General features: G+C 42.7%; 13 protein-coding genes. 1 reads left to right on the top strand and 12 read right to left on the bottom strand.

What is annotated here, in order from left to right; translation table 11 throughout:
• Positions 1 to 35 precede the first annotated feature (35 nt).
• The 3 genes from ulaA to LDK34_RS00940 are packed head-to-tail and all read right to left on the bottom strand — an operon-like array spanning position 36 to position 2,200.
• Positions 36 to 1,412, bottom strand: a complete 1,377-nt coding sequence (gene ulaA / locus LDK34_RS00950) for a PTS ascorbate transporter subunit IIC (protein ID WP_017261379.1) — start codon at positions 1,410 to 1,412, stop codon at positions 36 to 38.
• Positions 1,413 to 1,431: 19 nt separating this feature from the next.
• Positions 1,432 to 1,737, bottom strand: coding sequence for a PTS sugar transporter subunit IIB (locus LDK34_RS00945; protein ID WP_236941193.1), 306 nt, complete (start codon positions 1,735 to 1,737; stop codon positions 1,432 to 1,434).
• 13 nt (positions 1,738 to 1,750) lie between these two features.
• Positions 1,751 to 2,200 (bottom strand): PTS sugar transporter subunit IIA, encoded by a 450-nt coding sequence (locus LDK34_RS00940; RefSeq protein WP_236941192.1) that lies wholly within the window; start codon positions 2,198 to 2,200, stop codon positions 1,751 to 1,753.
• Between the two features lie 136 nt (positions 2,201 to 2,336).
• Here LDK34_RS00940 and LDK34_RS00935 point away from each other — a divergent pair, with 136 nt between their 5' ends.
• On the top strand, positions 2,337 to 4,391 hold the full coding sequence (locus tag LDK34_RS00935; RefSeq protein WP_236941191.1) for a BglG family transcription antiterminator: 2,055 nt from the start codon (positions 2,337 to 2,339) through the stop codon (positions 4,389 to 4,391).
• A 59-nt stretch (positions 4,392 to 4,450) separates the two neighbouring features.
• Here LDK34_RS00935 and LDK34_RS00930 read toward each other — a convergent pair whose 3' ends face one another.
• The 9 genes from LDK34_RS00930 to LDK34_RS00890 all read right to left on the bottom strand — a co-directional run bounded on the left by LDK34_RS00930 (position 4,451) and on the right by LDK34_RS00890 (position 15,492).
• On the bottom strand, positions 4,451 to 4,864 hold the full coding sequence (locus LDK34_RS00930) for a MerR family transcriptional regulator (RefSeq protein ID WP_236941190.1): 414 nt from the start codon (positions 4,862 to 4,864) through the stop codon (positions 4,451 to 4,453).
• A gap of 108 nt (positions 4,865 to 4,972) precedes the next feature.
• Entirely contained in the window at positions 4,973 to 6,292 is a 1,320-nt protein-coding gene (locus tag LDK34_RS00925; RefSeq protein WP_236941189.1) for a HEPN domain-containing protein, read from the bottom strand.
• Positions 6,285 to 7,163, bottom strand: a complete 879-nt coding sequence (gene pepI, locus LDK34_RS00920; RefSeq protein WP_017261128.1) for a proline iminopeptidase — start codon at positions 7,161 to 7,163, stop codon at positions 6,285 to 6,287. Before pepI ends, LDK34_RS00925 begins: the two co-directional genes overlap by 8 nt.
• A 376-nt stretch (positions 7,164 to 7,539) precedes the next feature.
• Positions 7,540 to 8,550, bottom strand: coding sequence for a WxLIP family cell surface protein (locus LDK34_RS00915; protein ID WP_236941188.1), 1,011 nt, complete (start codon positions 8,548 to 8,550; stop codon positions 7,540 to 7,542).
• 41 nt (positions 8,551 to 8,591) lie between these two features.
• Complete coding sequence (locus LDK34_RS00910; protein ID WP_236941187.1) at positions 8,592 to 9,320, bottom strand: WxL domain-containing protein; 729 nt, start codon at positions 9,318 to 9,320, stop codon at positions 8,592 to 8,594.
• 111 nt (positions 9,321 to 9,431) lie between these two features.
• Positions 9,432 to 10,199, bottom strand: a complete 768-nt coding sequence (locus tag LDK34_RS00905) for a WxL domain-containing protein (RefSeq protein WP_236941186.1) — start codon at positions 10,197 to 10,199, stop codon at positions 9,432 to 9,434.
• On the bottom strand, positions 10,196 to 11,908 hold the full coding sequence (locus LDK34_RS00900; RefSeq protein WP_236941185.1) for a pectate lyase-like adhesive domain-containing protein: 1,713 nt from the start codon (positions 11,906 to 11,908) through the stop codon (positions 10,196 to 10,198). Before LDK34_RS00900 ends, LDK34_RS00905 begins: the two co-directional genes overlap by 4 nt.
• Before the next feature lie 474 nt (positions 11,909 to 12,382).
• Positions 12,383 to 13,915: a glycosyltransferase gene (locus LDK34_RS00895; protein ID WP_236941184.1), complete on the bottom strand. Its 1,533-nt coding sequence runs from the start codon at positions 13,913 to 13,915 to the stop codon at positions 12,383 to 12,385.
• Entirely contained in the window at positions 13,912 to 15,492 is a 1,581-nt protein-coding gene (locus LDK34_RS00890) for a glycosyltransferase (protein WP_236941183.1), read from the bottom strand. Before LDK34_RS00890 ends, LDK34_RS00895 begins: the two co-directional genes overlap by 4 nt.
• Between the last annotated feature and the right edge of the window lie 31 nt (positions 15,493 to 15,523).

Below are 15,523 nucleotides of genomic sequence, written 5' to 3'. Positions count from 1 at the left end.
TGACCCGGTAGAATAACTTGACCGGGTCAAAAACACTATTTTGTTGCTTCTGCCTTCGAGTTTGCTTTATCGCGTCCATTTAAAATCAAACTAATCAAAACAACAATTACTAAGAAGCCTAGTATTCCAGCCACAACGGCGACCGTGCCCAAGTTACCAAGGTTTCCAAGTAAGATACCAGGAACTAGGTAGTCAGTGTCAGCAAACGTTGAAGCCGCCAGTTTTAACGTACCTAAGACAGGCAAGATGAGAAGCGGTAACCAACTAATCAATAAACTGTTGACCGCCGAACCGATAATCGCACCACGACGGCCACCCGTCGCGTTCCCGTAAATTGCTGCCGCAGCGCCACAGAAGAAGTGACCGACAACCCCGGGAATAATAACCGTTGTTTTCAAAGCAATCATGATAAACATGCTAATTGTGCCGACGATAAAACTAGTGAAAAAGCCAATTAGCACAGCGTTAGGCGCATATGGAAAGATGATTGGAACATCCAAAGCAGGTTTAGAATTAGGCACAAGTTTTGTCGCGATCCCTTGAAAGGCTGGGACAATTTCGGCCAAAATCATGCGAACACCTTGAAGAACAACGACGAAACCGGCGGCAAATGTACCTGCTTGAACCAGTGCATAAACCAAGTAATTAGTACCAGCGCTGAGTTTTGTTTCAACAAAATGCGGTCCCGCTACAATTGCTAAAATAATATAAACAATTCCCATTAATAATGTGATTGATACCGTTGAATCACGTAAGAAACTCAATCCTTTAGGCATTTCGATGTCTTCAGTACTGTTTTTCTTATTACCAAACCATTTACCCATCAAACCAGCAGTTGCGTAACCAATGTTACCCGTATGACCCATGGCAACCTCGTCGCCACCAGTGATTTGACGCATAAATGGTTGACACAAAGCCGGTGTCACAGTAAGCAATGTTCCCTCGAAAATTCCACCAAGAATAATGGTCTGCCAACCAGTACCAAGTTTGGCACTAATTAAAATAACTGCCGTCAAACACGAAACGTATAACATTGCTTGACCAGTTAAGAAAATATACTTAAACCGAGTGAAACGGGCTAGTAGGATATTGACAATCATCCCCACCAACATAATTAATGCTGTCGTCGTACCATACTTAACCAATGCAATGGCGACAACCGCTTCATTACTTGGCACGACGCCTTGAACATGTAAGGCAAACTGGAACATTTTGGCAAACGGCGTTAATGAGTTACTTAAAATCCCAGCACCACCGATTAAGACAAGGAAACCGGCAAACGTTTTAATCGTTCCTTGAACAACCTCAGTCGCCTTTTTCTTTTGTAGGAGCAGTCCCAACATAGCGATCAAGGCAACTAAAATAGCTGGTTGAGTCGCAATGGAGACAAATAAGTTCAATACACTTTTCATCTTTTTTGTCCTTTACGAATTAATCGTGAGCAATGTTTTCGTTATCTAAAACATAATTGACATGTTCTGCAGTTTCCTTTTTGTCGATCAGACTCTTTAGCAAAACGATCCGATCTTTAGGAATGCTACCTAGCGCGTCAGCCAACGTTGATTCAACGAAAAAGTAGTCTGCTGAATCGGCCGTGGCACTGCCAACGTCTGAGTGATCGACTGTAATATCGTTTGCATCAACATCCACGTTTTCGTCCTTTAGAATTTGTTGGACGTTCATTTGCACCATAAAGCTACTGCCTAAACCACTTTGACATACTGCTAAAATTTTCATGTTATTTCCTCCGTTATTCGTTGCGACTATGAATTATTGTGAGCAAATCTTCAGCCGACGAAGCAGCCATTAACTGTTTAACTGTTGCTTCGTTGGTTAACAGTGTCATTAATTGCTTAATGACTTCTAAATGACTATCACTATCAACCGCTGATAAAACGAACCATAAAGTAATGGGATGATCCTGGTTAACAAGTGCAATGTCATGATTCGTTTTGAGCAGTGCAAGCGAGATTCGATTTGATCCATTCTCAGGTCGCGTGTGTGCCAGTGCAATATGGTCACCAATGTTAATATACGGGCCTTGATTATTGACCACATCAATCATTGAATTAACGTATTGCTCTGTCACACTACCGTTGGCAACTAAAGGTTGTGCCGCAAGTCGGATTGCTGCCTCCCAACTCAAATCAGTTGCATCCGTTAACTGGACTGTTTCCTGGTTCAAAAGGTCATTCAGCATTCCATCACCTCCGCTATTAATTTATGGTTTAATCCTAGCATTGATGAAAACGCTAACAAGTGCAATACTTACACTACCAATAGTGCAAAATATTCACCCCGTCAAAAAAGGTGCTTAATTTGGAGGCTCATCATTCATGATTAACTTTACTAACATCAAGCATGGCAATGATCTTCTTAATTACTTGCTAACACGTCAGGATTACACCACTCTTGAAGAATTGAAAACACAGATCGGATTATCTCGTCGCGGCACTTTCTATGTTCTAAAACGCGTGAATGAAGAGTTAAACGACTCTAAGCTTGATATCATCATGAATCTTGCTGTAGTCGGCTATTTCATTCCTGAAGAAACAAAAAAAGAGCTTCTGAATCGATATTCAGAAACTCAACCTGTGACGGAACAATTTACAAAACATCAGCGTTGTCAGCTTATCGCTTGGGATCTCATCAATCACAAGTCACTATCCCTGTCAGACTTAACCAACAGATTTCAAATCTCCAAACATACGGCAATATCCGACCTCAAATCCGTTCGTGAACGTTTAGAATCCCATGGACTAGATATTATTCAACAGCCTAAAGGAAAACATATTTCTGGATCTGAAATATCGCAACGAAACTGGGTATTAGAGGCACTTAATGATCGTGACTCAATTCTGTACAGTCAAATCGACATTAATCCTTCACGCTTGATTGCGATTAACACTGAGATTCATAAGCTGGAAAAAATTACGGGCAATTACTTTAGTGACGATGCCTTATCAACACTTGATGACTTTATTTTATGGTTTTTGGAGCGAATCAAACAGCCAGAGAATCAATTGCCGGATTCTCCCTTAAGAACAACCAATGTAGATTCAATGTCGATTAATTGGTCAATCAAGTTCTTAAGCGATAACAACATTCATAATTTTAGTGAATCATATTTTTTGGGTCGTATCATCAACACAAGCCAGTTTTATCGTGTCAATCGTGCTGACGGATTAATCCAAACTATCTTTCCGATTTCCCGGGAAATTATCGATCGCTTTAACACCGTGTCTGGGGCCAACGTATCCCCTGAAAAGCTTGAATTAACACTATCTACACACTTATTGTCTACCTTTTATCGTTCAAAATTTATGATTCCCTATCACCATCCCAACCTTGAACAAATCACCGAAGGCTTTCGCGAACTATTTTCGTTCACTAAGTATGCCATTCGTCCGTTTGAAAAATTCATCAATGGCCACCTTAGTGATGATGAAATCGCACTGATTGCACTATATTTCGGCGGTGAATTGCGAGCCATTGAAAGCCGCCGTGGCAAACATGTGGATGTTTTAGTTGTCTGCTCTAGTGGTATTGGTACCTCGTACATTCTTCAGCAGCAACTCATTCAACATTATCCCAACATTGATTTTTCTCAGCCTCTTAGTGTTTTCCAGTATAAAAATCAAGATTTATCCAACATCAAGCTTATCATCAGTACCATCGAACTCAATGTCCCCGTTCATATCCCCATTGTTCGCGTATCACCGCTACCAAATAAAAAAGATTGGGAAACAATCGAAAAAGCATTCATCAATGCCCACTTAACTGATAACCATTTTAACGAAGCCAGTGTAAATTCTCTGCTCGATATTATCAGTAATTACGCTCGTATCGAGAACTTCGATGGTCTGACGGATGCTCTACGTGGTTACCTCAATCAAAGAGCAAAACTGCCGTTAAAAAAGGTTCCTGTCACAGGACCAACAAGCCTACAGAAACTTTTACCCAACAGCCATATTACCTATGCTGATGATGAGATGGGTAATTGGAAAAACGTTGTTCAACAAGCTTTGAAACCACTGTTGACTGAACACCTCATCGAGCAACGTTACATTGATCGAATCATTCGGTTAACAGTCGTCAACGGCCCTTACATGGTTCTAGGCAATGGCATCATGCTGGCTCATGGCACACCAAACGACGGCGTCAACGATCTTGGCATGAGCTTACTGTTACTTCAACACCCAGTCACCATTGAAAATAAGAATCACGCAGACAAACGGACAATTCAAATTGTCATTGGTCTAGCACCTTTGGATCAAACCAGTCATCTATCTGCGCTATCGCAGCTTATGCAAAAAATCCAAGATGATCACTGGGTTCAACAAATAAAAGCTGCTAGCTCAGTCGCCGAAATTACCAATCTGCTCTCATAGACAAAAAAGCTGCTGGTCACAATGTCTTCATCAGACATTGTGACCAGTAGCTTTCATTTCTACTGATTTGCTTTTTTCTCCGCGTGCTGTCGTTCTAGCTCACGAAGTTCTTCTTCGGTCGTTTCCATGTGATCATAGAAATGGTTGAGTTTGTAATTAAGGTGATCGATGGCAGACTGCAAGTCATCGCGCTTTTCTTCCATCACGGCGAGCTGTTCCTGCAGAATGGCCTTCTGCTCTTTCGTATTATCTTCTTGTGCATCGAATAACTGGATGTAACGTCGCAAATTTTCAATACTCATGCCGGCAGCTCGCATTTGCGTCACAAACGTGATCCGACGAATGATTCGATCATCGATATCACGATTACCAACCTCTGTTCGGTCAATTTCTGGAATCAGCGATTCTTTTTCATAATACCGAATGGCTGCCGATGATACGCCTGTTTTTTCACTAGCTTCTTTAATATTCATTGCGTTTTCTCCTTGTGGATCATAGTAGCACAATGGCCTAAATAACCGGCCAGTCTCGTTGATGCATTTACAATAGACCTTAATGTGCACTTGAAGGCAAGGGAAACATTAGAAATGAAGTTCGGTATTGAAAAATCGTGTATGAAATATCTCTGCAATGTCTGCACCAACACTCTGTAAAGATCTCTTTGAAAATCCAATCTCTGACAAAAGAAAGTATCGAACACTTAATTGTAAAATTCTTGTTGCAATTATTAGCTTCTCATCTTTATAAATACCTGGTCTAACATTTCCATGTGTCAAATACACTCTTGTGTTGACTAAACTTTTAATAAAATCATCTTCACTGTCAATACTCTTTTGTAAAACATCTCTATTTAAAATTTCATTTGGCACTCTCTTAAAAAGAAATGTTAGCTTGTCTCGTAAACAAGCATCACGATTACGGAAAAATGACTCAATACCTTCCGTTAAATTGATTAAAGTGTTTTCAATAATACTTTCCTGCGTAACTGTCAATATATAATCATCGGCCAGTAACTTTAATTCGCTAGACATATCAAACCAGTTAGTCAAACTATTAGGTAATTCATCTTCAACATCATTATATCTGGGCGTGATTCTAAGGTCACTTTCTCTCTCTACACTTCTTATGGGATAAGTTTGATTGAACAACACATTTGCTTTCAAACCGTTTGACAAATTGCCCTGTAAATATTTAGCACTAATAGTCTCACCAAGTAAAACAGTAAAAAATTTCGCAGTTTCATTAACTATTTTGGTCGATTGCAACATCGATACCGCATTAGAATTAGGTTCAATTATTAATCCTGTTTCATTTTTTATATTAACTTTTAGAAGTTCACGGGGGTAATTAATTGTGCCAGATTCGTCCAAACTAACACTGAAATTGCCTCCATCAAACGCGAAACTAGTTAAAAGTTTTCGCTCAGGTTTCTTGACTTCAAAAATTTGTTTACCGCTCTTTGGTTCTTTTTTGATGGTCAACATGTTGTTTGGCAGCCACACATTTAAATCGGTTAAAGAAAATCTAAAAAAAGATAAATACTGGCGCTGAGTAACCTTGTTGAAATTTCCATTTGTAATAAGCATATCTGATACTTGGTATCTCTCTGAGATTAATCCAGGTATAGAATTTGTATTGCCAATCATGCTCACCGTGGATAAAACAATATTTTCGCCGGTTTGGGCAAAGCCAAATACTGATTCATAATCCTCAAAGTTGAGTACATCTATCGCCGATGTCTCACTAACATTTAGCGTTCCAAAAACTTCGAGAAGTATATTTCCAGAGTCATAATGAAGTTTTCCCGGAATCCAATTTTCTGGATTAATTTCCTTTTTAACAGACCAAATTCCTTGGAATTCAAAGCGATCAAACATATTTTCATTAATTAATTTAGTCATTTTCCTTCAACCACTTATCCAGCACACTGATAAACTCATCATGCTGATCCAACAAAGCCAAGTGACGGCTGTTGGCGAACAAGTGCCACTTAGCACCTGGAATGTGGTCGTAAACGGACTTGGCAATCAGTGGTGTACATAGATCATCCGTCCCATTAGTAACCAATACAGGCACATGAATGTTTTTCAAATCATCGGTTACATCGTAGTCACTGATGGTTCCGTTCTCGGTAAATTCGTTTGGTCCCTCAGCAATTAAGCTGGCACGTTTACCATTCGTTTCACGACGCAGTGGTTCTGGTGAATTTTCATCCGGATCATCCCAGCAATAACGCTCCATGTAACGGTCGTTAGCAGCCAAGTACTTAGGACCGGAGAAGTCACCTGTCCGCTCAGCCTCGGCAATTGCCTCGCGATCCTCATAACTCAAATAGGAAATCAACCGATGTTGCTCTTGCGTCCACAACTTGATAGAAGCAGGCGAACCATCGATCATGACACTCTTAACCCCCGTTTGGTCATAATGCGTGAGGTACAACATTTCGAGCATGCCGCCCCAAGATTGACCCAACATGTGAATTTCATCTAGGTGTAAGTATTTACGGAGCGCGATTAATTCCTCAGCCCACGTTTCCTTGACATAAACGGATTCGTCCTCAGGCAATGATGACTTCCCACAACCAACTTGGTCATACATAATCAACTGACGACCAGTTTCTGCGTAGTCATCCAGCAATTCAAAGTAGTTATGTGATGAGCCAGGACCGCCGTGAATCAGCAATAACGGTGCCTTGCCCGGCGTCTTCTCACCGACAATTCGATAATATGTTTTATACCCACGAAATGGCATGTAGCCTTCTTCAATCTTCATGAATCGCAACTTCCTTTATGTGTGAAATATGGTGCTTATGTTGATTGTACGCCTTGCAACAGACATCGAAGCATCCTGAAATAATTATTTTTCAATCATCTTAGACAAATTAAAAACATGTTAGGCGAAATTATCATAACCCGCCTAACACGTTTTGAAATTCTAGATTATTTTCTTTTTTCTGTTAATTTTAACGTCCATTTCTAACTGTCAAGATATCTAGCAGCGTAAACGTTGGACCTAATAACCTAAACTCGCCACCATAAGAAGGATACGCATACCTATTTTAAACATTTTTCTAGCCGTTACGATCGTTGCCTCAAGAATTGTAGATGGGAAAAAGTATTAATTGTGTTCACATCCGTCTCAAATTAGCCTAGCGTTTACGTTTCATTTTGATAACCACCCAGCTCAGCACACCGATGATGATAATCAGCACGCTACCGACAGCCCAGTAAATCATCGTATGATCTGGCTTCAGCGTCACATCTTGGTTATTGTATTTTTCGGCCTGTTCCTTAGTAATCGTGAATTCACGAACAAAGTGCCACTTCTTCTTAGCGGCAGTGACTGTTAAATCAAGCCGGTAGCGCCCTGGTTTAAATCGTTCCCCGTTCAAACGGATTGGGTAATCCATGATCGAATTTGGTGCAAACTGAACGTGATCCTTTGTCGACTTATACAACGTCCGTTTGCGCGTTGTTTGAACCTTTGCCACGATTTTTGCCTGGCTTAAGTAACGTTTTTTTACATTGCGCAATTGAGCTGTGACCAGATTACGACCCGCTTCAGATTTAGCTTTTACATCCCCAAGTTTTAACATTGGTGTTAATTTTTGCCGACCTTGATGAAGGACCATTCCCACCACGTATTGATAATTATTCGTGACGGAAATTCCTTTCGAGGTCTTTTTCTTGTCGGGTGCTACTTTTTTAAACGAAATTCCGCCGGCAATCACACCGTTAAACTTTTGTTTAGGCGCATCGATTTCAAAAATCGCCATTTTCGAACTTTTGGGCGCTAAACTGAGTTGCTTTAGTGCTGTCGTCACAACATCTGTTATGGGTGTGGTCAACGTTTTGTCAGACTTAAACCGTGACTTACCGTACTCAACCACTCCGTTTGGATTCGTCTTCGCCACGTTCACACTTGTATTGATCTTAATGCGTTTGTCGGACGTATTGGTAACCTTCACCATGACACTTTCTTTTTGACCCGGCATCACGTTTAAATCAAAATACGTTTTCGATTGATCCCGTTGCAGTGACGATTTTTGTGGCTCCACGCTGAAATCCATGCTTTGTGCGTGAGCCACTTGACTATGTAGCAGGAGGCCAACCACCCCACAAAGCATCACTATAATTGTCGTTAATGTTTTCTTGGTCATGTTGAACCCTCCTGTGTTTCGCATATTTGAAACCTTTAAAACTAAATGGTTTCATCTGGTGTATCTTCTAGTGTCCAAGTCAATGTTCCATTGTAGGTCCCCGCACGAGCGGCACCAGCTGGAACTACTAGCTGAACACCAGTTGTTTCTTCTTGTTCAGTACCAGTCACCTCACCACCAAAACGATGGATGGTCGTTCCTGTTCCCTTACCCGTTGGCGCGTTTAATAATTTCACATTCGCGTCATCAGCAAGAACCGTCACATTGCCGCCAACCATAGTTGGTTCCTGGCCAGATTCAGTGCCTAATACAGCACGATCGTTGAATAGAATCTTGCTACCAGTCATTCGGTGACCCCCATTTCCCTCAAAGGGCAGGCTCTGCTTGACTGCTAATTGCCATCCAAGTCCACCACCCCGTTTGTCAGTAACCTGAACGAAGTTGGAACGTTTGACTGAACCTTCAATACCGTCGATTTGAACTATATCTGTTTTGGCATTGAATGTCTGTTCCTGCGTGTTGGATGTCGTCCGTTGACCGAAATCTAGTTTGGACGCGTAATCAATGGTCAATGACCCACTCTGATTAGTCGTCCCGGATCCTGTCAGTTCAGTTGCTGCGTCGTTAGGATCCAATGGTGTCGTAACACTACTTGGATCAGTAAATGAAACTGTCGCTGTAGAATCCCATGACGCCGCCATGACTGGTGTCGCCAATCCCAGCGTCAGTAATGACGTCGCAATAATGGTCGTTAGTTTGCTTAATTTCATGATTTTTACCTCACTTTTTTATCTGCAAAGGGACGGCCATCGTTCATTGTTGTCAGCCCGAATTGGTGGCAAACGGACGTGATGCAAACACTTCATTTTATTCATGTGCCATCACCCCTCCGTTTCGTTCGGTACATCGCTAAGGTTCCAAGTGATTTCGCCATTGTAAGTGCCTGCCTTGGCCTCTGAGGGTGACACTTGGAGCATAAGCCCCTCTTCACTATTCCATTGATTAGAAACGACATACGGATCATTGTCAGGATTACGTGCTGTTTCAATCTCAATGGCTGCATTACTTACTGGCAGTAGTTCGCCATTCTTTTTATACTTAATTGCGTCCGGCAACACATCGCCAGTCGTATTTGTTAACGCCTGCGTCAGTGTCAACGTTAACGACCACTGTTTGGTTACATAACGTTGATCGGTCACACTCAACGGCTGATCCCAGCTTACTAACGGAAACAGTTGATCAGCTTGCCGCACAATCAGATCACGACCAAAATTCAAATTTTTAGGGACACTGGATAATTGCAGCGTACCGGGCGGATTGTAAGCCGCCATTCGGTGCAATGTTTTGCCCCTGACGGCAGTTGCCATCGCTTCCGGATCACTGGTGACCGTGCTACCAGCAAATCTCCCCCACTCAATTTTTTCAAACGACTGTGTTGGATCACCGCTAACTGCAGTGGTATCCCAATATGCAAACGGCGAATTCGATAAGGTTAAGCTGGAATTAGTATTCAGATTTAATGCCCGAGAATTTGTACCAGTCCCAGTGTTTTGCAAATCAAATGCAGCCGGATCCTCAACGACAACTGTTGTCGTACCTGTGCCTAAATCTACTGTTGCTGCTGTTGTACTATTGTTTCGCGCAGTCAATGATCCCCGGCAACCGCAATATTATTGTTTCCCCCTGAGGAACGAATAGCCGCAATTGAACGATTATCGGTATCTAGGTTCATCTGAGCATTCTGGCTAATTGTTAAAGAGGCATTATCATTGGCAGCTTGAAAATAAACGTTGTTTCCAGGCCACTCCGCATTAAACTTTGTCCCATCCCCTAACGTAATGCTCTTGTAGTACAGATAAACAATTGGATAGCCTTGCGTGCCATTAGTGCCAGTCAAGTTCAGTGTACAGTTTTGACCCGTTGTAAATTTCCGAGTTCCACCTGTCTGGTCCTCAGAAGGCCGCAAATCATAATAAAACATCGAATAGTTCGTATTGTTGACGTTCCCGGTGTAGACCGTATTGTCGGCCATTTTCACGCTCCCGGTATAAACGTTTTCTGCCCGCGTATCTATGTTGCAGGTTCCTGAAAACGTGATGTCTGAATACGTTGCAATGGCCAGTCGATTAACCGTTGTAGCCGTGCTAATATTGCCAAATTCAAAGTGCCATTGACCTCGAGCAGCGCCACTATATGTGACGAAAGCTCCGGCCGTGTTTGCCACCTGAATATCATGCACGTTCAGTGTCGGATTGCCTGAAACCGGCACACCATAACGTAAAGCGCCACTACCTATATTTAGAGTGTGTTGCTGCCCATCGATTTCCAAACTCCGGGTGATGGGATTGGCAGATATTGAAGTGGCAGAAATGTTATTTTTCAAAAAAATCTTGGTTACGGATTGTTCGTTAATCGCAGTCTGTAACTCAGAAATATTGCTAACCTCACGTTCTGTCTCGCCAAGTTTTGTGTCTTCCTCTACCCGGGAAGTTTGTGTGCTTTCTGGTCGTGAACTAGTTTCTACATCGGTTCTACTAGACTGATTAGCTGACTGTGAATCAATTGAATTGGTTTCACGTGAAACGGTTACCTCACTTTCCAAATGTTTTGAACTGGCCTTGTTGCCTTCACTAACATCCGGATCATTTGATTCACGACTGCTTTCACTGGATTGACTACTCTCACTCATTGAAGACACCGAACTACTACTTGAGGATTCACTTTCACTGGCTGATTCTTCAGCAGCAGGATCAATCGTTTCAATCAGTGACACTTGTTCAGTGGGAATGTCACTGAGTTTGGTCACGTTTTTCGTATCCACATGGTCAAACGTCAATAACCAGCCACGGCCGCCAGCCTGAGCAGTTATAAACGAACCACTTCGTTCGTTGTTAATGCTCAAATTTCGTAAAGTTAATCGCGTATTATCACCCGATTTACCCAATGGCAGTGCACCCTCAGTTAAAGTTAACTGGTGTTGCTTCCCAGTAATCACGAGCGAAGTTGTCCGTGCAGCTAACTGACGGCCATCACCACTAATATCTGCGGCTAATGTAATCTCGTGAACATCGCTATTTTCGTAAGCATCTTTGAATTCAGCAAACGTATGAACAGTCGGCTTAACCTCAATAGCATCAGTTTTGTCGGCGGATGAGCTATTTGCAACCGCCGCTATCTTGTTTGTCGTAGAATCACTGGCCACTGAAGCATCAATTGAATTAGCCGTCTGCGAGTCATCCCGCGAAGACTGTTGTGCATTCTCTACTGATTCATTAGCCTGTGCCATCATCTGCGGACCAACTTGATTAGCGCCAATAATCCAAAACGCAATCATAAACAAAGTAAACAATCGTTTCATCGGCAAATCTCCGTTAATGCTGATTTTTTCACAATATATCAATTAGTATTTTTGAATTCAAATCATAACTCTGTGATTATTGATAAAAGATACGAAATTTGTCATCAATAAAGGCTTTTCACAGCAAAAAACGGATCAAATATGAATTAACATATTTGATCCGTTTTTGTGATTTAAGTTTTGTGTTTTACTACTCAGTTCATCAAAACTGACAACATTAAATTATCTAGTGATCTCAGATGAATCTTGCCGCTTATATCAGCTGAAGGGCGGCAACATTGATACCGAGCCGTGAAGGTAACGTTAATTCGAGTGATTTACTCGAATTTAGGTTACGGACGGGCGTAAAGACTCGGCACCTCACGAGGCCTTGCGGCGAGGTGAAAGACTCCGAACTTAGGAGGCTTGAACCGGTCCCACGGCGAGCGTGTCAATGTTGCCAACCGCAGGCGACATCCAGCGCATCACTAACTGTTAGTGTTTAATGTGCAATGCCCGCTTCCATTTGGCAAACACGATCGATTCCGTGCGCGGTGTGATGCTGTCGTACGCGTTACGGCTCATTGCTTCCCAAACTTGGTCATCTTTCATGACCCGTTGAATAGCGTTTGCTAAACCAACGACATCGTTATCCGCTACAAGGTAACCGTTCTTACCCTCGTCAATCATGTCTGACGGACCGTAATGCACGTTATAAACGACAGATGGAACCCCATGTGCCAACGCTTCTGCCAGTGCCAATGGTTCGTTGTCACTTTCTGTGGCGTTAACGTAAACCTGTGCACCATCGTAAGCCTTGTCCAAATCTGGATGATAGCCCTTCAGCGTGACACTATCCGTTAACTCAGCCTTCTTGATTTGTTCGGTCAGTGGCTTCTCTTGGTCACCATAACCGTAAATATCCAAGGTTGCGTCAGTGATGTGCTTCTTCACCGTTACAAACGCTTTGACGACGTCTTCCGTATGACGTTCCTTAGTTAACCGCCCAACGACGATCACCTTGTGAGCCGTCCGCTGAGGCAAACGAACACGTTTGGCATGTGCCTGTTCATCATTGACCACACTGAATGGCACAACGCTGATAGGTGCCTTAACTTGCGCCTCACCGCCCATCCACCGCGTCAAATCAGCCTTTTGCTCATCAGTTGCGACAATAATACCGGAGAGCTTATCAATTTGGTTAACGATCGGATTGGCGTAAATACCAGACAGGTTAGCGTAGACCTGATCTTTAGGATCAATAGTATGTGTCGTCGGCAGTGTAATAAACCGACTGACCTTGGTTGTCATGCTTAACATTGCATCGTAAGCCGCACCCGGACGGTCAGCAACGAACGTCGAACCTTCACCATCACGACGGTTTAATTCGTCGAGGAAGAAAGTAAACAGTTCATCATAGCTATCAAAGAACAGGTCCTGTCCTTTGTAATCCAATAATTGGAGTAACGACAGGAAGTTGTGCCCTTCTTTGTCGTGACTGAAGTATTCCTCAATCACCCGTTTTCCATCTGGTGCGTAAGTAACCTGACTGATAAGTTCACCAGCATCACTAAAGAATTGATCACGTGTTTTAAAACCACGGAAGTCCCACAATTCTGTTTGAACTTTTTTGCCAGTACGGTCAAACGCATCAACGCTGTATGACTGACCAATGGTGCCGGGCGCGAAATGAACATTCATCACTAGCTTATCGCCATCATAAACATGACTGACATCAGCCCCGGGATCCACATTATAATCAGCTGCTAAGTTCAACGATTCAATCTTTGGTTCGTTCTTGCCAACTGGCTTTAGATCTTCAATGCCCTGGAAATAGTCATACATATTAACGATCTGATCATCTTCGATGCCAAACCGTTGCTTGTTGGCATACAACATTTGATCAAAGTTCCGCGTCACCAACTTGGCAGGGGTGCCTTGATGTTTAAACAATTGTAGCCGCTTAATTTCGGCATGTTCAATCCCAGAATTCAAGGCCATCAGATATTCATTTACGAAATAAATCATTTGCTGGCCTCCTGTTGTTTGTCCGCCTGTGTTCTTGAGTCAGCTGCAGCAAACGCCCTAACATCGTCTAAAACTGGCCGCCATTTGTCCCACACAGCATCTTCTGAGAAACGTTTGGCATCCTCGTAGGCATTTTCACTGAACTTTTGCATTAGCCGGTCGTCTTTAAGTAACTTCGTGATGGCATCCGCCAAAGCATCGACGTTATCCAATTCAACCAAGTAACCATCGCGATCATTTTCAATGATTCCCTGAGGACCATACTTTGCGTCATACGACACTGTTGGCACCCCATGAGACTGTGCTTCCAATAAAGCCAATGAAAATCCTTCAGCTCGTGACGCCAGCACGTTAATTTGTGCACCATCGTAAACCTTACCAACATCCAAGGTGTAATCGTGGAAAGTAACTAAATCACCAAGCTTTTTATCAGCAACGATCTTATTCAATCGTTCGCCTTCCTTACCGTTTGCGTATCCCCAAAAATCTAGGCGCGCTGCCGGCACTTTAGCATGAACCTTTTCATAGGCTTCGATTACTTTATCTTGCTGCTTTTCGGGAGAAAGACGGGCCACCATGATGATTTGTCCTGGCGTCCTGTCTGACCATTTAACGTGAGGCGCATTTAGAACATCGTTGTCCACAATCCCAACTGGCAACTCGAAGACCGGTGTTTGATCGCCCCAACGATTAATAAAGTCCGTCCGTTGTTGTGGCGTTGGTGCCGCCACACCTTGCCACTGGTCCAAATTCTTAATTGCATACTCGTAGTTATAGTTCAGAGTCGCCGTCATGATCTTTTCAGGATCATTCAAGTGATTTGAGTGAAGGTGCATCATCTTAAATGCCCGTGTCCGCATGTTAAGCACAGACCAAGCCAATTCAAACGTTCGGTCAACGACAAATACGTTATTTTCACCGTTACGTTTGTTTAATTCATCAAGGAAGAAGCGCATCATCGCCTGCTCACCGTTAAATGAGTAGTTCGTCCCGTGCCAATTCATGATCCGATACAGCGAGTTATCGTACTTACCTTCCTGATTTTTCATATGGAATGTTTGGTAAACCACTTTACCATCAGGATTAAAGACTTGCTCAGCATTAACCACGCCGTCTGCGTCATGCCACTGCTCCAGCGCCTTGAAACCACGAGAATCCCAGTATTCACTCTTTACCAGTTTGCCATAACGATCAAACGTCCAAACCGTTTCAACTTCCTTATACTCAGGAGCGCGCATTTTAATTCGCTGAATAATGCGTTCAGAATTGCGCACCATAAACCCGTGCTCATCTTGATCATTAACCAGCACTTGTAAATTTGGTTTCACGTGTAAATCGGCCAGTGTAAAAGGCGTCTTTTTAAGGTCTTCTGTACCCTCGAAGAAGTCAAACAGATTGACCATGTCGCTATCCGCCAAGCCAGCATGAGCCAACGTATCGTGTAGCGTCAGTGAAAAGAAGCGCGTGACGATCTTTGCTGGTTCGCCGTGATCTTTAAACATCCCCAGCCGTTTCATTTCCGCGTGTTCAATTCCTGATTTCTTTTCGTTAAAACTTGCGTTGATAAAGTAATACATCCCATTACCTCACTTATCTGCACACCTATTT

It is taken from the genome of Furfurilactobacillus milii, from assembly GCF_021654115.1.
GTDB lineage: Bacteria > Bacillota > Bacilli > Lactobacillales > Lactobacillaceae > Furfurilactobacillus > Furfurilactobacillus milii.
The sequence above is the reverse complement of the archived record's forward strand: the minus strand, read 5'-3'. Positions and strand labels throughout refer to the sequence as shown.

What these genes read in the sequence shown, in the direction of transcription:
- ulaA (WP_017261379.1), bottom strand. Translation starts at nt 1,412, where the DNA reads ATGAAAAGTGTATTGAACTTATTTGTCTCCATTGCGACTCAACCAGCT.
- LDK34_RS00945 (WP_236941193.1), bottom strand. Translation starts at nt 1,737, where the DNA reads ATGAAAATTTTAGCAGTATGTCAAAGTGGTTTAGGCAGTAGCTTTATG.
- LDK34_RS00940 (WP_236941192.1), bottom strand. Translation starts at nt 2,200, where the DNA reads ATGCTGAATGACCTTTTGAACCAGGAAACAGTCCAGTTAACGGATGCA.
- LDK34_RS00935 (WP_236941191.1), top strand. Translation starts at nt 2,337, where the DNA reads ATGATTAACTTTACTAACATCAAGCATGGCAATGATCTTCTTAATTAC.
- LDK34_RS00930 (WP_236941190.1), bottom strand. Translation starts at nt 4,864, where the DNA reads ATGAATATTAAAGAAGCTAGTGAAAAAACAGGCGTATCATCGGCAGCC.
- LDK34_RS00925 (WP_236941189.1), bottom strand. Translation starts at nt 6,292, where the DNA reads ATGACTAAATTAATTAATGAAAATATGTTTGATCGCTTTGAATTCCAA.
- pepI (WP_017261128.1), bottom strand. Translation starts at nt 7,163, where the DNA reads ATGAAGATTGAAGAAGGCTACATGCCATTTCGTGGGTATAAAACATAT.
- LDK34_RS00915 (WP_236941188.1), bottom strand. Translation starts at nt 8,550, where the DNA reads ATGACCAAGAAAACATTAACGACAATTATAGTGATGCTTTGTGGGGTG.
- LDK34_RS00910 (WP_236941187.1), bottom strand. Translation starts at nt 9,320, where the DNA reads ATGAAATTAAGCAAACTAACGACCATTATTGCGACGTCATTACTGACG.
- LDK34_RS00900 (WP_236941185.1), bottom strand. Translation starts at nt 11,908, where the DNA reads ATGAAACGATTGTTTACTTTGTTTATGATTGCGTTTTGGATTATTGGC.
- LDK34_RS00895 (WP_236941184.1), bottom strand. Translation starts at nt 13,915, where the DNA reads ATGATTTATTTCGTAAATGAATATCTGATGGCCTTGAATTCTGGGATT.
- LDK34_RS00890 (WP_236941183.1), bottom strand. Translation starts at nt 15,492, where the DNA reads ATGTATTACTTTATCAACGCAAGTTTTAACGAAAAGAAATCAGGAATT.